This window comes from Rhizobium sp. AC44/96, assembly GCF_001692185.1.
Taxonomy (GTDB): Bacteria; Pseudomonadota; Alphaproteobacteria; order Rhizobiales; family Rhizobiaceae; genus Rhizobium.
The window spans coordinates 653,607-668,175 of the sequence record NZ_LXKO01000001.1 but is presented as its reverse complement, the minus strand read 5'-3'; the positions used below and the strand labels follow the sequence as shown (position 1 = coordinate 668,175).

The window sequence follows — 14,569 nt, the reverse complement described above, 5'->3', positions numbered from 1 at the left end:
GCTTCGCCAAGTATAGGGCACTTCCCCACAGCACGGCAAATGATGACCTCAACGACCCTAGACGCGCCTTCCGCAAAGCCCCTCCTCGACTGGTATGACCGCCACCACCGCGACCTGCCGTGGCGCGTCTCGCCGCCGATGGCGGCGCGCGGCATCAAGGCCGATCCCTATCGCGTGTGGCTTTCCGAAGTGATGCTGCAGCAGACGACGGTGCCAGCGGTCAAGCCGTATTTCGCCAACTTCCTGGCGCGCTGGCCGACGGTGCACGATCTTGCCGAAGCGCCGAGCGAGGACGTGATGGCCGCCTGGGCCGGGCTCGGATACTACGCTCGCGCACGCAACCTGAAGAAATGTGCCGAAGCCGTGGCACAAGACCATGATGGCGTCTTTCCCGACACTGAGGAAGGATTGAAATCGCTTCCGGGGATTGGCGATTATACCGCAGCTGCCGTTGCCGCCATTGCCTTCAATCGCCGCGCCGCCGTCATGGATGGAAACGTCGAGCGCGTCATTTCCCGCCTCTACGCTATCGCGACACCGCTGCCGGCGTCCAAACCGCTGATGAAGCAGAAGGTGGCGCTGTTGACGCCGTCTGATCGCCCGGGTGATTTCGCGCAGGCGATGATGGACCTCGGCGCGACCATCTGTACGCCCAAGCGTCCGGCCTGCGCGCTCTGTCCGTTCAACGGATCATGCGAGGCGCTGCGGCTGCATGATCCGGAGCATTTTCCCGTCAAGGCCGCCAAGAAGGACAAGCCGGTGCGATACGGCGCGGCGTTCGCGGCGGTCACGGAGGACGGCGAGATTCTATTGCGGCGGCGGATCGAAAGCGGTCTTCTGGGCGGAATGACCGAGATCCCGACAACGGGCTGGACCGCGCGACTGGACGGCGAGACTTCGGCCGATGCCGCCCCCTTCCCGGCTGCCTGGGAGGCATGCGGGACGGTCACCCATGTGTTCACCCATTTCGAATTGCGGCTTTCAATCTACCGCGTCGCAATCCCTGCACAGATTCAAACGGATAACGGTTGGTGGGAACCGGTTACAAATCTTGAATCGCAAGCGCTGCCGACGGTCATGAAAAAAGCGATCACAACGGCTATTCCCCTCGCGTTCACACACTCCAAGGAATGATAGATGTCTATTGATCATATCGTTTTCGATATCGGAAAAGTCCTTATTCATTACGATCCGAATATTCCATTCAGCCGCCTCATTCCCGATGAGGCTGAACGCAAATGGTTCTTCGACAACGTCTGCACGCACGACTGGAATGTCGAGCAGGACCGTGGGCGCACCTGGGCGGATGCCGAAGCACTGCTGATCGAGGCGCACCCGACCCGCGAAGAGCACATCCGCGCATTTCGCAAGCACTGGCACGAGATGGTGTCGCATCCCTACGACGGCAGCGTCGCGATCATGGAAGGCCTGATTGCCGACGGTCAGGACGTGACGATGCTGACCAACTTTGCCTCCGACACGTTCCGCGAGGCGCAGGTTCGCTTTCCCTTCCTGACCAAGCCGCGCGGCGTCACCGTGTCCGGCGATGTCGGTCTCATCAAGCCCGACATCGCCATCTACGAAACGCATGCGAACAGCTTCGGGCTGAAGCCTGAAGCAACGATCTTCATCGACGACTCCGCACCCAACGTCGAGGGCGCGAAGGCCGCCGGCTGGGATGCCGTGCTGTTTACCGGCGCCGACCAGCTGCGTGCCGATCTCATCGCCCGTGGCGTGAGGGTTTGACGATGGCTTTCGATCCGATCAAGGAAATCACGCTGTTTCACGACGCCATCAACCGGCTCGACTACGCGATGATCGAGGACTACTTCGCGGACAATGCGACCTACATATCCAACGGCGTGGGCAGCCTTTCCGGCCGCGACGAAATCATGGTCGCTTTCCACAAATACTTTGACGACTACCCCGACCAGACGGCATTCAACACGCTGGTCGAGCGCGTGAGCCCCAGTGCCGGGCGCGCCGTCTGGTCGGTCCGCGCCACACACAGCAAGACCGGCAAGCCGCTGGTCCGCGAGGGTGAGGAGACGATCACCTTCAACGAGAACGGCCGCATCACCAACGTCGAAGTGACGGATTACCAAACCTTCTAGGACCCAACTCCGGCGATGAGAGCCCGCAAATCTCTCATCGCATCAGGAACAATCAGTATTCTCGACTGTTTTGATAGCAGCGGCGCAAATGACGGCCCGTATCAACAACAGACAAGTCAGCCTGGCTGACGGGAGGTTACGATGGGTAGAGGTATCTTGCTTTGGCTTATAGGCGTTCCGATTCCGCTGATCCTGCTGATCCTGTTTTTCTGGCATTAACAGCGGAAGCGGCGGCGCTGCGGCACCGGTGACAGTCCAGACATGAAGCTGACAAAGAGGCGCTCAAGGAGCGTCTCTTTATGTTATCGGCACCTGAAAACCCGCAGCGGTGGCGATGAGGAAAACGGCAAGCACCGCTGCGATCCAGAGGTCCGAGATCATTGGAATATTTTCCGTTCGGCTGCGCTGAGGATTGAGCAGGTGCTTCACGCCGGCCAAGCCGAAAAAGAGGCAGCCCACCAGGGCCGCAGGGGTGATCCATTCCCTGACAAGGATGCTTGCCATCGCAAGGAGGCCGATCGACAGGTTTCCGAATCCGATTTCCTGCACGAGTGGGAAGGCCTTGGTGTCGGTGACGCCGAAGATGGTCTCGGCGGTAAAGGACGGCTTGGTAACCTGCCTGACGCCTGCCAGCAGCAGGCGCAGGCCGACAGCCCAGAAGACAAACCATTTGCCGATCAGGAAAACGAGATCGCCGTTCGCCGTAGTGGCTTCCGCGATTATAGATATGACCGGCAGAACAAGCATCAGAAGCAGAAGGATTGCGAGATACATGGCGGCTCCCCTCGCCCGGTTTCAAGCAGCAGCTGCTACTTCATGGCAGGGAACGGCGATTTCGCAAGGGCCAAAATGAAAACGCCCGGGGCTGATCCCGGGCGTTTTCTACCTTCTTCCGCAACTGGAGGTACAAAAACCGGAAGAAGGCAAACTCGATCTGGTTTGAGCGCGGGTCAGCCCGCGCTTGCCAGATCACTACGGATAACGGACCGCAACTCATCGATCGGGCGCAGGGATTGCCCATCGTCGAAGTGCCAGAATGTCCATCCGTTGCATGCATCAAGGCCCTGGACCTTTGCCCCGAGGCGATGAATGGAGCCAGCCTCGCCGCCGGAGGCGACCGTGCCGTCGGCACGAACGATCGCGCTGTAGCGACGGCGCGCATCGGTCAGCACCTGGCCGGGCTTGATCAGGCCGCTTTCGACCAGCACATTGAAAGCCACGCGGACTTCCTGCTTCTTGCCGGTCATCACGGTGAGTTCAGCCTTGCCGAGCGGTTCGACCGCTTCGATACGAGCGGCCGCCGCGTCGATATAGTCCTGCTCGCGTTCGATACCGACGAAGTGGCGACCGAGACGCTTGGCGACGGCGCCCGTCGTGCCCGAGCCGAAGAACGGATCGAGGATGATGTCGCCGGGCTTCGAGGAGGCCATGATCACGCGGGCAAGCAATGCTTCCGGCTTCTGCGTCGGATGCACCTTCTTGCCGTCGTCGCCCTTCAGGCGTTCGCCGCCGCTGCAGATCGGGAACAGCCAGTCGGAGCGCATCTGTACGTCGTCGTTTGCCGCCTTCATGGCGTCGTAGTTGAAGGTGTAGCCCTTGGCCTTGGCGTTCGGGCTCGCCCAGATCATCGTCTCATGCGCGTTCTGGAAGCGACGGCCCTTGAAGTTCGGCATCGGATTGGTCTTGCGCCAGACGATGTCGTTGAGGATCCAGAAGTTCAGGTCCTGCAGCGTGGCGCCGACGCGGAAGATGTTGTGATAGGAGCCGATCACCCAGAGCGTGCCTGTCGGCTTCAGGACGCGACGGCAGGCGAGCAGCCAGGCGCGGGTAAAGGCGTCGTATGCTTCGAAGGATGCGAACTGATCCCATTCGTCATCGACGGCGTCGACAAGCGACTGATCGGGACGATGCAGGTTGCCGCCGAGCTGCAGGTTGTACGGCGGATCAGCGAAAATAACGTCTACGGAGTGGTTTGGCAGGGCTTCAAGGGCAGCAACGCAATCGCCCTTGATGATCGTGTCGATCCAGGAACCCGGCTTTGCGGAGGCCTTGAGATCGGCAAGCGGAAATACTGACGCCATCTTGAAACTCGCTCATACACATTACGCTTTTTACTGTCTGTTATGGTTACCCATCTTGGTTACCAAAGCCTGAATTGCTGATCGATTTCGGGAAAAAAATGCAGCTCGTCTATTCGAAATGGCTCGCATCGCCATGAACGACGACCGCAGGGGTTGCCGTTCATGGCGTGCTCGTTCACGAGTTCAGCAGGTCGGTGCCGTAGGAATTGTCGATCACACACAACCACTTTCCATCCGCGTCTCGCCTGAAGACGTAGGTCGCGCGCCGTGTCATCGACAACGGCAAGCCGCCCTTGCCACTCGTCTCGAGCACCGTTTCCATGATGACCAGCGCGGTGTCGGCGCCCTCGATGACCTGCATATCGCCCTGCGTGACGACGATGCTGTGATCGAAGTAGTCGGCAATGGCGACGAAGGCGCGGCGGATTTGCTCCTTGCCGGATGCGATCAGGCCCGGCTTGACGACGAGCGTGGCATCCTCGGCATAGAATTCCATGAGTGCGTCGAAATCCTCCGCGCCGATGGCACGGTCGGCCGCCTCGATCAGCGCCTTGAGCGGATGTGATGACATGGGTGTCTCCTTTGTCGGTCGTGATCCCAGGAGACAGACATGAAAAACCCGCCTCCATGGGCGGGTTGCAGTTCGGAAATCCGGACGCGCGCTAACCCACCGTCGATTGGACGGCGATAATAATCAGCGAAGCGAATGCGAACAGGCTTTCCATAGAGGCCGTTATAAATCGCAGGTGCAACTTGTCTATCTTAAAGGCCGTCATCGACTGGCATCGACGCGCCGTGGAAAAGAACAACGAGATGCGGTAGATAAGGAACATGAAAAGAAACGAAGCGATTGAACGGTTGAGGAACAACGCCGAAGCGATAAAAGCGCTCGGAGCGACCTCACTTTATCTCTTCGGTTCCGTCGCCCGCGATGACGCGAAGCAGGCAAGCGATGTAGATCTCTTCATCGACTACGATCCGGAGAGCCGCTTCGATGCTTTTGACCTGATCAGCATCAAACTGATGCTGGAAGAAAAGCTCTGTACCGCCGTCGACATCACCACGCGCGACGGCCTGCATCCAAGGCTCAAGTCGAAAATCGAACAATCGGCAACGCGGGTTTTTTAATGCCACGCGAGATTCGGCATGTGATTGATGACATGCGCGACGCAATCAACGGCATCGAGTCCGCCATCGTCGGTAAAACGCTTGCCGACTACCAGAACGACTGGCTGCTGCGGCATGCGCTTCAACGAGCCGTCGAAATTATATCCGAGGCAAGCCGCACCCTGCCGGATGATGTGAAGGCGCTGAGACCGGAAGTTCCGTGGCCACAGGTCAAGGCGATCGGGAATGTCTTGCGCCACGAATACCACGGGCTTTCCGACAAGATCCTCTGGGGCGTGATCACCGATGAAATTCCGCGGTTGCGTATTGCCATCGACGATCGTCACGCGCGCTTCGGTGGCGACTAGGTCGCCACCGGATCATGCACCAGCCGGCTGTCATCGGGTGCCTGCGCTCTCTCCTTCATGCCGTAGTCGCGAACGATATGGCCGATCCGCAAGCGATAGTCCGCGAAGATGCCGTTGCGGCCGGCGGACTGGGCGGCGCGGTGGGCCTCCAGATTGCGCCATTCCTTCACGGCGTCCTCGTCGCGCCAGAAGGACAGCGACAACAGCTTGCCGCGGACGGTGAGGCTCTCGAAGCGCTCGATGGAGATGAAGCCATCGATCTTTTCCAGTTCCGCCCGCAGTTCGCCGGCGAGATCGAGATAGGTGTGGCGTTCTCCCAGATAGGGCAGAACCTCGAAGATGACCGCGATCATGGCAGCACCAGCTTTGCGTGAGGGAGGGACACGTTCTTCAGGAAGATGCGGTCCTCCTTGAGGATGAAGCGCTCGCGCCTGGCGAGTTCGTAGTTCTCCCGGCCCAACGGATCGGCGGCGAGCCTTGCGCGGTAAGCCTCGTAGGCAGCGAGGCTTTCGATGTTGTAGACGCCATAGGCGGTCGTTGCCGAGCCTTCGTGCGGGGCGAAGTAGCCGATCAGATCGGCGCCGTTGCGCGGTATCGCCTCCCCCCAATTGCGCGAATATTCCTCGAAGCGATCCTTCTTGAACGGATCGATCTCATAGCGGATGAAGCAGGTCATCATCGTCGTCTCCTTGTGCTGTGAGACCTTTTTCGCATGTTGCCCGGCAGCGATGCTTCGGTTACGATCGAAGTATGGAGGAAGCGCGAAGTATGAATGAAGGCCCCGACATTGCGCAGATCGGTGCGCTCATCGGCGATCCCGCTCGCGCCAACATGCTGACCGCGCTGATGGGCGGCAAGGCGCTGACGGCAACGGAACTTGCGGCCGTTGGCGGTATCACCGTGCAGACGGCGAGCACGCATCTGGCGAAGCTCGAAGCCGGCCACCTGCTGGCGCAGCGCAAGCAGGGACGACACCGCTATTTCACGCTTGCGGATGAGAGTGTCGGCAAGCTGCTCGAGAGCATCATGGGCTTTGCCGCCGGGCGCGGACAGTTGCGGCACCGGCCCGGCCCGAAGGAACCGGCGCTTCGCAAGGCGCGGATCTGCTACGATCACCTTGCGGGCGACTATGGTGTGAGGATGCTGGACAGCCTCGTTGCCAGGGGAGCGATCGACGCCGTTGGCGATGGCCTGGCGCTGACCGAAGCCGGTGCAGGCACGTTGAAATGCATTGGCATCGATGTGCATGATCTCAAGTCGTCGCGCAGGCCGCTGTGCCGCTCCTGCCTCGACTGGAGCGAGCGGCGAGCGCATCTGGCGGGCAGCCTCGGCAAGGCGTTGCTTGCGAACTTCTTCGATAAGGGATGGGCGCGGCGAACGGCAGGCAGCCGCTCGGTGATCTTTTCGCCGGAGGGAGAGCGGCAGTTCCTGTCGCTCTTTCCGGTCGAGGCCTAGCCCCCTTCCCCGTCACGGACAGCCCCGGATCGATGACGCGAGACCGACCAGCGCGCCATCGATGACACCCGCTCAACGGGCAATTCACAGGCGCTCCAGCACACATTGCAAATTCCCATCGATGGGCTGAGTATGAGTGCGTCGGATTCGGCATTAGCAATAGGGGTGTTGATGTTTCCACTGTCCCACATGATGAAGTCGTTCATACGCAAGGGTCGCCTGACCGTCATCGATGCTGACGGAAAGCGCCATGTATTCGAGGGGTCGCCGGGGCCGCATGTCACGATGCGCCTGACCGACAAGAAGCTTTACCGGACACTGGTATTCAATGCCGAGCTTGCGGCGGGCGAAGCGTATATGGACGGGACGATGCGCTTCGAGGAGGGCTCGACGCTTCGCGACTTCCTGACGCTCTTTTCGATCAATCGCCTGTCGCTCGGCTCCTACCCGATTCAGAAGGTGCTGCGTGCGATCAAGATGCGCTTCCGCAAGCGCCAGCAATCGAACCGCAAGGGCGAGGCACAGCAGAATGTCGCCCACCACTACGATCTCGGCAACGAGTTCTACAAACTGTTTCTCGATCAGAACATGCTCTACTCCTGCGCCTATTTCAGGGAGCCCGGCGAGACGCTGGAACAGGCACAGCGCAACAAGCTGCGGCTTCTCGCCAGCAAGCTTGGGCTCAAGCCGGGAATGAAGGTCCTGGATATCGGTTGCGGCTGGGGCGACCTTGCCCTCTATCTTGCCGCGATGGAAGATGTGGAGGTTGTCGGCGTGACGCTCTCCAAGGAGCAACAGGCGCTGGCTTCGCAGCGCGCAGCGGAGGCCGGACTTGCCGACCGCGTGCGGTTCGAACTCAAGGATTATCGGGACGTACAGGGACCGTTCGACCGGATCGTTTCCGTCGGCATGTTCGAACATGTCGGCGTCCAGCATTACGATGAATTCTTCAAGAAGCTGAACGCGCTGATGCCGGATGATGGCCTCGCGGTGCTGCATTCGATCGGACACATGAGCCCGCCAGGGATGGCGAGCGCATGGCTGCGGAAGTATATTTTCCCGGGCGCCTATTCACCTGCCCTCTCCGAGGTCTTTTCCGTCGTCGAGCAGAACAGCCTCTGGGTTACGGATCTCGAATTCCTGCGCGTTCACTATGCGACGACGCTTGCGCACTGGGGCGAACGTTTCGAGAAGAACCGCGACAAGGTGATCGCGCTCTATGACGAACGCTTCGCGCGCATGTGGGAATTCTACCTGATCAGCGCGGAGATGATGTTCCGCACCGGCAGCCAGCTGGTCTTCCACATGCAGCTGTCACGCACGCGCGACGCAGCCCCGATTGTCCGGGACTACGTCACCGACAAACAGCGCCTCTATCTCGAAGCCGAGAAGAAGCTCAGTTTGCCTGTGTGAAGACCGATTACCGCGCGACGATCAGGACATCCTTGAAGCCGTTGTTCGCGACATGCCCGCAGAGTTCTGTCCACTCGCAATCCTCGCAGGCGCGGCGGATGGTGCCGAACGCGAAGTTGCGACGCAGCCTGGCGAGCATCGGAGCATCGGGCGTCAGCCGTGTCCCTTCGCTGACCGGCATGCCGAGCAAGCGTCCGACAGCCTCCGCGGCCGCCTCGTCACGCATGACGACGCTGGGATTGAGGCAATGCGCGGCGCCGCCCGATAGCAGCGGCGCGCAGATATCGTCGGGCCCGGCGACGATTTCGATCCCCTCGCCTGCCGAGAGCCGAGCCGCAATGCGACGGTAGTTCTCGGTGAAGGCAGGGGTGTAGCCTTCACCGATGAACGTCAGCATGCAGAGCAGGTGGTGGGCCCGTAGCCGAACCGTCACCTCAGCGGCCGGTGTAGACGCGGACGGCCTTGAGCGCGGCGGCGGCAAGCGCCGATTTCAGGACAGCACCGAGAATGAACGGTGCGACGCCGAACATCCAGGCCTTCTCCATCCCCAGCAGGTAGGCGAGCCACAGGCCGCCGATCGCAAGGCACAGGATATTGGCCGCAAGGTGAGCGTTGAAGCTCAGCACGACCCGATCACCGGCCCATCCCCGTGCGGCGAGCCAACCGGCAAGCGCCGCAATGATCGGGAACGAGACGAGATAGCCCGCCGTCGGCCCCATGAACGGCGCAAGGCCACCGGCGCCGTTGGCAAGAACCGGAAAGCCGACCATCGCCTCGGCCAGCCATGCCAGCACGGTCAGGCCGCCAAGCCTCCAGCCATAGAGCGCGCCGATCATGGTCAGGGCAAAGGTCTGCATGGTGATCGGAACCGGCACCATCGGCACCGCAATCTGCGACGCGAGCGCTAGGATCAGCGTCCCGGCCAGCACGAACGCCGACTTGACGGCAAGCGGACGCGCCGACAGGCGCAGCGGGTCGAAATCCAGACGGGTCGACGACTCAAACAGGGACATGCAACTCTCCTTCCAAAATTATAGATAATTATCAAGTTCCATCTATTTTTATGAGAGAGAATGGCACCAAACGCAAGCGGGAGCGATTGATCAAATCGCTCCCGCACAAAAGAAGGCGAGCAAAGGCAACGCGGACAGGACAACAACCCGTTGTTATTTATTGTAAAAATTTCGTCTAAAAATTATCTATAATTTCGACATCAACCGACAATCGCGAACGCTTCGCGGACTGTCTTGCCCGGTTGAGCACTCTGCGGCGCACGCCCAATCCACTGAACGTGTCGCTCGAGAATCGCCGCAGCCTCGTCCGAGCGCCCCTCGCGCAGCGCAAGCAGGATGGCGCGATGGTCGTGATCCGTGCGCTTTTCCCAGCCTGAACGCCAGGCAGAAAACAGAAAGCGGGCGCTTGCCGCGTGAAGGTCATCGATGGAGGCCAGCAGGCGCCTCATGCTGCAAGGCGCCAGGATAAGGCGATGGAAACGCCGATTGGCCTCCTCCCAGGCATGCACATCGGCCGCAGCATCGCCTTCGCGCGCGGCATCTTCGGCCGCATCGAGAATGGCCGGCGTCAGGTGCGGAGCCGCGTGACGAAGGGCGAGCACCTCAAGCGCGGCTCGCATCTCTGCCACTTCACGGACTTCCTTGAGGTCGAACGACGCTACGCGCACGCCGCGGCGCGGCTCGCTGATCGCCAGCCCCTGGGCTTCCAGCCGGCGAAAGGCCTCGCGGACGGGCACATGGCTGGTGCCGAATTCCTCGGCGATATGATCCTGACGCAGCCGCGCCCCGGCAGCCAGATCCCCGCGGACGATACGGTCGGCGAGAACACGACTGATACGGCTGGCGATTGTGTCTTCAGGTTCCTTACCCATATCAATCCCTTAGAGGCCCTGAATCGGCTTGTCGAGGCTAGACGGAACGCGCCCTCGAGACAATTGCGGCGGCAAGGAGACAGCCGCCCGTGTCGCGCAATCCAGCCATGCCGCTCCATCGGTTGAGGTTCGGCGGCGCATCGTGTAAAGCGGCATCATCCCAAACAAGGCGTGAGTATATGGACGGCTTCGACCTCATCATCTTCGACTGCGACGGCGTTCTGGTCGATTCCGAAATCATTGCTGCGGACGTTGAGTCCACACTTCTGACCGAAGCGGGCTACCCGATCAGCATCGAGGAAATGGGCGAACGTTTCGCCGGCATGACCTGGCAGAACATTCTGCTGCAGGTCGAGCGCGAGGCGAGCATCCCGATTTCCGCATCGCTGCTCGACAAATCCGAGAAGCTTCTCGACATGCGTCTCGAGAAGGAAGTTCAGGCGATCGCGGGCGTCGAAGCGGCGCTGGCCCGACTGGACCTCAAGCGCTGCATCTGCTCCAACTCCAGCAGCGCACGTCTCGACATGATGCTCGGCAAGGTCGGCCTCGGGCGGCTTTTTGCGCCGAACATATTCTCCGCCAAGGATCTCGGCGCGGATCGCGTCAAGCCGAAGCCTGATATCTTCCTGCATGGAGCCAAGCAGATGGGCGTGCCCACCAACCGCGCCGTCGTGGTCGAAGATTCCGTTCACGGCGTTCATGCGGCGCGTGCCGCCGGCATGCGCGTGATCGGCTTTACCGGCGCGTCGCACACCTATCCGGCCCATGCCGACAAGCTGACGGAAGCAGGCGCTGAAACCGTGATCTCGCGGATGATCGATCTCCCCGGCGTCGTTGCGGCGCTCGCCGAATGGGAAGGCGCTCTCTGATCAGAGCTTGAGCGACAGCGCGCCTGGAAGAACCTCGAAGCGCGCCGGGAGCCTGCCCGGCGCTTCGCCGTCGCTGTCGATCAACGCAACCTCGCTGCCGATTTGCCAGGCTTCGACGAGCTTCGCGCGATGAACGCTGACCAGCGGGTTCTCGAGATGAGCGCCGCTGTATATGCTGTTCATCAACGTCACGACCTTCAGGCGCGGCGCGCTGCGCATCACCACGACGTCAAATAAACCATCGGCAACGTCCGCTGCGGGCGCGACGTTCATGCCGCCGCCAAACCAGCCGCCATTGGCAACGGCGACAGCCGTGATCGGCCCTTCATAGACATCCTCCCCATCAAGCCGGAGGCGAATGTTGCAGGGCCGATAGCGCAGGATCTGCAGCACGCTATGGCAAAAGAAGATCATTGCAGCGGGAAGTCGCCTGCCCTTGCGCGCGGCATTGACCGCCCGGACGATCTGGCCTGAGACGCCGAAGCTGGCGATATTGGCGAAGTGACGCGTGACCGTCTCTCCATTCCCCTCATCGCACGTCAGCAACCCCGCATCGATCGGCCGCACGGTGGCCGACGTCAGACGCTCGGCGATTGCGGCCGGATCTCGGGAGATCGCAAAGTTGCGTGCGAAGTCACAGCCGGTCCCGGTTGCGATGAAGGAGAAGGCGACATCGGGACGGCCGGATTTCAGAACGCCGCCAGCCACTTCTCCAATCGTTCCATCGCCACCAACCGCCACGACCAAGTCGGTCTCCACAGCCAGTTCGCGCGCGAACCGCTCCGCATCGCCGAGGCCGCGGGTTTCCCGGACGCTTACATCTGCGCCCTGCTTTTCGATTGCACGCCGCAGTGTCGGCCAAAACGATCGTCGTCCATTCCGTCCGGAGGCGGGATTCAAAACCAGTCCGATTTTCACGCAGCAGTTCTCCCCGGCCCGGCCGAGACCACGGTGACCTCAGTAAGACAAGGAAGATCCTGGCTTATTTCTTCTTCTTGGCGCCCTTCGGCGCGCCCTGGTCGAAACCGATGTTGACGCGCACGAGCGAGCCCGAACCGACAGGCATCTTGACGCCATCCTTGCGGAACAGGACCTGGGTAGCCGCGTCGGCGGAAACCTGCGCCGGGAAATTCGTGACTTCCGAATAGAGCACATCTTCGCCGTCGAGCACGGTGATGCGGATCGGCAGCGTCACAGTGCCCGCCTTGCCGGCCGGGCCAGCAAGAACGCGCAATTGCGCGACGACGGTCATGTTGAGGTTCGTCTCGCTGAGCGTGCACTGGCGCGTGTAGTCGCCGATCGAAGCCTGATAGGCCAGCTTCTGCGCGTCACCCGTCTTCGCACCGCCTGCATAGCTCCGGAACACCGCCTCGGCATCCTTCATGAAGATCTGAGGGCATGCGCCCTGCACGACCGGCGCGGTATTGCCGGTTGCCGTCTTTGCGGTACCGATGGATGGATCGTTCGAAGAGGGGTTTGCAGGCGCCATCGGCATGATCTGGGCATTTCCGCCGGCCTGCGTCGATGTCGACGTCGCGCTGTCCCCGCCGCCGACGCCGAGCGAATTGCAGCTGACCAAAATAGCGGCGACCGATGCAGAAACGATGAGACGCGAGACCTTGCGAAGCACGATTATTCCACCCTTTTCAGAAAGTTTTTTGGGAGGCCCAACGACTTGCAGACGGGGCCTTTCGTGACAGTTTGCGATGGTCTATATCAGCGGCGCAAACAAAAATCGATTGGGTACGCACTGTTTTGATGCACATTTCGGGACCGCAAGCGGCGATGGGCGACATCGCAAGCCCAATGGGCCACGAGACATGGCTTCCCTTACTCCCGGAATTTTCCCGGCCGGCACATCAAGGATGACGACAGTGGACTATATCTCGACCCGCGGTGAAGCCCCTTCCCTCGGTTTCTGCGATGCATTGCTGGCAGGCCTGGCGCGTGACGGCGGACTCTATGTGCCACGCGAATGGCCGCAGTTCTCCAAGAAGGAGATCCGGGCGCTTCGCGGCAAAAGCTATCAGGATATCGCCTTCACCATCCTGTCGCCCTTTACCAATGGCGAGATTCCTGACGAAACGTTCCGCGCCATGATCGACGAGGCCTATGGCACCTTCCGCCATCCGGCGATCGCGCCGCTGGTGCAGACCGGCCCGAACAGCTTCGTCATGGAGCTCTTCCACGGCACCACGCTGGCGTTCAAGGACGTGGCGATGCAGCTGCTCGCACGGCTGATGGACTACGCGCTGGAAAAGCGCGGCGAGCGCGCCACGATCGTCGGCGCAACGTCGGGTGACACCGGCGGCGCGGCGATCGACGCCTTCGCCGGCCGCGAGCGCACCGACATCTTCATTCTCTTCCCGCACGGCAAGGTCTCGCCGGTACAGCAGCGCCAGATGACGACATCGACCGCATCGAACGTCCATGCGCTCGCCGTTGAAGGCAATTTCGACGATTGCCAGAACCTCGTGAAGGCGATGTTCAACGACGTCGCATTCCGCGACAAGGTCAAGCTTTCCGGCGTCAACTCGATCAACTGGGCGCGCATCATGGCCCAGATCGTCTACTACTTCACCACCGCGATCGCGCTCGGCGGCCCGGACCGCAAGATTTCGTTTACCGTACCCACCGGCAACTTCGGCGATATCTTCGCCGGCTACTGCGCCAAGCGCATGGGCCTGCCGATCGACAAGCTGGTGGTCGCCACCAACGAGAACGACATCCTTGCCCGCACGCTGAAGACCGGCCGCTACGAGATGAAGGACGTCAAGGCGACGACTTCGCCGTCGATGGACATCCAGATCTCCTCCAACTTCGAACGTCTGCTGTTTGAAGCCTACGACCGCGATGCCTCCAAGGTTCGCGCTGCCATGGACAGCCTGAAGCAGTCGAATGGCTTCGAGATCGCGCCGGAAGCGCTTGCCTTCATCAAGAAGGGTTTCCGCGCCGGTCGCGCCAGCGAAAAGCAGGTCGCGCAGACCATCAAGAAGACCTTGGCCGAGACCGGTTACCTGCTCGATCCGCATTCGGCGATCGGTGTTTTCGTAGCCGAAAAGAACGAAAAGCCGAACGCGCCCATGGTGACGCTCGCCACCGCGCATCCGGCGAAATTCCCCGCAGCCGTAAAATCTGCATCCGGTATTGACCCCGCGCTTCCGACGTGGCTTGCTGATTTGATGGACAAGGAGGAGCGCTACCAGATCGTCAAGCCCGAGCTGAAAGCCGTTGAAACCTTCATCGGCACGAAGACCCGGTCCTAAGAGACGGCAGG

Annotated in this window: 19 protein-coding genes; 9 read left to right on the top strand and 10 right to left on the bottom strand. The window is 60.9% G+C overall.

Going from position 1 to position 14,569, the window contains the following annotated elements; genetic code table 11:
* Positions 1-42 precede the first annotated feature (42 nt).
* Genes mutY through A6U87_RS03210 form a run of 3 tightly spaced genes read left to right on the top strand, consistent with a single transcriptional unit; the run spans position 43 to position 2,114 of the window.
* Positions 43-1,134 (top strand): A/G-specific adenine glycosylase, encoded by a 1,092-nt coding sequence (gene mutY / locus A6U87_RS03220; RefSeq protein WP_198928654.1) that lies wholly within the window; start codon positions 43-45, stop codon positions 1,132-1,134.
* A gap of 3 nt (positions 1,135-1,137) precedes the next feature.
* Positions 1,138-1,746, top strand: coding sequence for an HAD family phosphatase (locus tag A6U87_RS03215; RefSeq protein WP_065689769.1), 609 nt, complete (start codon positions 1,138-1,140; stop codon positions 1,744-1,746).
* A gap of 2 nt (positions 1,747-1,748) precedes the next feature.
* On the top strand, positions 1,749-2,114 hold the full coding sequence (locus tag A6U87_RS03210; RefSeq protein ID WP_065689768.1) for a nuclear transport factor 2 family protein: 366 nt from the start codon (positions 1,749-1,751) through the stop codon (positions 2,112-2,114).
* A gap of 297 nt (positions 2,115-2,411) precedes the next feature.
* On the opposite strand, the gene A6U87_RS03205 is transcribed toward A6U87_RS03210, so the two are convergent.
* The 3 genes from A6U87_RS03205 to A6U87_RS03195 form a co-directional block, all read right to left on the bottom strand.
* Positions 2,412-2,888 (bottom strand): DUF6790 family protein, encoded by a 477-nt coding sequence (locus A6U87_RS03205; RefSeq protein ID WP_065689767.1) that lies wholly within the window; start codon positions 2,886-2,888, stop codon positions 2,412-2,414.
* Positions 2,889-3,064: 176 nt separating this feature from the next.
* Positions 3,065-4,195 (bottom strand): site-specific DNA-methyltransferase, encoded by a 1,131-nt coding sequence (locus tag A6U87_RS03200; RefSeq protein WP_065689766.1) that lies wholly within the window; start codon positions 4,193-4,195, stop codon positions 3,065-3,067.
* A gap of 175 nt (positions 4,196-4,370) precedes the next feature.
* Complete coding sequence (locus A6U87_RS03195; RefSeq protein WP_065689765.1) at positions 4,371-4,766, bottom strand: SgcJ/EcaC family oxidoreductase; 396 nt, start codon at positions 4,764-4,766, stop codon at positions 4,371-4,373.
* A 260-nt stretch (positions 4,767-5,026) separates the two neighbouring features.
* Between A6U87_RS03195 and A6U87_RS03190 the strand changes: the two genes are divergently transcribed.
* Positions 5,027-5,323, top strand: coding sequence for a nucleotidyltransferase family protein (locus A6U87_RS03190; protein WP_065689764.1), 297 nt, complete (start codon positions 5,027-5,029; stop codon positions 5,321-5,323).
* Positions 5,323-5,670 (top strand): DUF86 domain-containing protein, encoded by a 348-nt coding sequence (locus tag A6U87_RS03185; RefSeq protein WP_065689763.1) that lies wholly within the window; start codon positions 5,323-5,325, stop codon positions 5,668-5,670. The genes A6U87_RS03190 and A6U87_RS03185 overlap by 1 nt, the downstream gene beginning before the upstream one ends.
* Here the strand turns inward: A6U87_RS03185 and A6U87_RS03180 are convergent.
* Both A6U87_RS03180 and A6U87_RS03175 read right to left on the bottom strand, forming a co-directional pair.
* The gene (locus A6U87_RS03180) at positions 5,667-6,023 is read right to left on the bottom strand and encodes an antibiotic biosynthesis monooxygenase (protein WP_065689762.1); all 357 of its coding nucleotides are present in this window, start codon (positions 6,021-6,023) and stop codon (positions 5,667-5,669) included. The genes A6U87_RS03185 and A6U87_RS03180 overlap by 4 nt on opposite strands.
* Positions 6,020-6,349, bottom strand: a complete 330-nt coding sequence (locus A6U87_RS03175) for an NIPSNAP family protein (RefSeq protein WP_065689761.1) — start codon at positions 6,347-6,349, stop codon at positions 6,020-6,022. The genes A6U87_RS03180 and A6U87_RS03175 overlap by 4 nt, the downstream gene beginning before the upstream one ends.
* Before the next feature lie 89 nt (positions 6,350-6,438).
* On the opposite strand from A6U87_RS03175, the gene A6U87_RS03170 reads away from it, so the two are divergent.
* On the top strand, positions 6,439-7,125 hold the full coding sequence (locus A6U87_RS03170; RefSeq protein WP_065689760.1) for a helix-turn-helix transcriptional regulator: 687 nt from the start codon (positions 6,439-6,441) through the stop codon (positions 7,123-7,125).
* Positions 7,126-7,296: 171 nt separating this feature from the next.
* A complete protein-coding gene (locus tag A6U87_RS03165; RefSeq protein WP_065689759.1) occupies positions 7,297-8,538 on the top strand; it encodes a cyclopropane-fatty-acyl-phospholipid synthase family protein in 1,242 nt (413 codons plus the stop codon).
* A 7-nt stretch (positions 8,539-8,545) separates the two neighbouring features.
* Here the strand turns inward: A6U87_RS03165 and A6U87_RS03160 are convergent, their stop codons facing one another.
* The 3 genes from A6U87_RS03160 to A6U87_RS03150 all read right to left on the bottom strand — a co-directional run bounded on the left by A6U87_RS03160 (position 8,546) and on the right by A6U87_RS03150 (position 10,423).
* Complete coding sequence (locus tag A6U87_RS03160) at positions 8,546-8,971, bottom strand: DUF1284 domain-containing protein (protein WP_065689758.1); 426 nt, start codon at positions 8,969-8,971, stop codon at positions 8,546-8,548.
* A 1-nt stretch (position 8,972) separates the two neighbouring features.
* Positions 8,973-9,551: a biotin transporter BioY gene (locus A6U87_RS03155; RefSeq protein WP_065689757.1), complete on the bottom strand. Its 579-nt coding sequence runs from the start codon at positions 9,549-9,551 to the stop codon at positions 8,973-8,975.
* A gap of 200 nt (positions 9,552-9,751) precedes the next feature.
* On the bottom strand, positions 9,752-10,423 hold the full coding sequence (locus tag A6U87_RS03150; RefSeq protein WP_065689756.1) for a GntR family transcriptional regulator: 672 nt from the start codon (positions 10,421-10,423) through the stop codon (positions 9,752-9,754).
* 179 nt (positions 10,424-10,602) lie between these two features.
* Between A6U87_RS03150 and A6U87_RS03145 the strand changes: the two genes are divergently transcribed.
* Positions 10,603-11,292, top strand: a complete 690-nt coding sequence (locus A6U87_RS03145) for an HAD family hydrolase (RefSeq protein WP_065689755.1) — start codon at positions 10,603-10,605, stop codon at positions 11,290-11,292.
* Here A6U87_RS03145 and A6U87_RS03140 read toward each other — a convergent pair whose 3' ends face one another.
* Together A6U87_RS03140 and A6U87_RS03135 are read right to left on the bottom strand one after the other, a co-directional pair.
* The gene (locus A6U87_RS03140; protein ID WP_065689754.1) at positions 11,293-12,210 is read right to left on the bottom strand and encodes a diacylglycerol kinase family protein; all 918 of its coding nucleotides are present in this window, start codon (positions 12,208-12,210) and stop codon (positions 11,293-11,295) included.
* A gap of 64 nt (positions 12,211-12,274) precedes the next feature.
* Positions 12,275-12,925 (bottom strand): hypothetical protein, encoded by a 651-nt coding sequence (locus tag A6U87_RS03135; RefSeq protein ID WP_198928669.1) that lies wholly within the window; start codon positions 12,923-12,925, stop codon positions 12,275-12,277.
* Positions 12,926-13,157: 232 nt separating this feature from the next.
* Here A6U87_RS03135 and thrC point away from each other — a divergent pair, with 232 nt between their 5' ends.
* Positions 13,158-14,558, top strand: coding sequence for a threonine synthase (gene thrC / locus A6U87_RS03130; protein ID WP_065689752.1), 1,401 nt, complete (start codon positions 13,158-13,160; stop codon positions 14,556-14,558).
* Positions 14,559-14,569 lie beyond the last annotated feature (11 nt).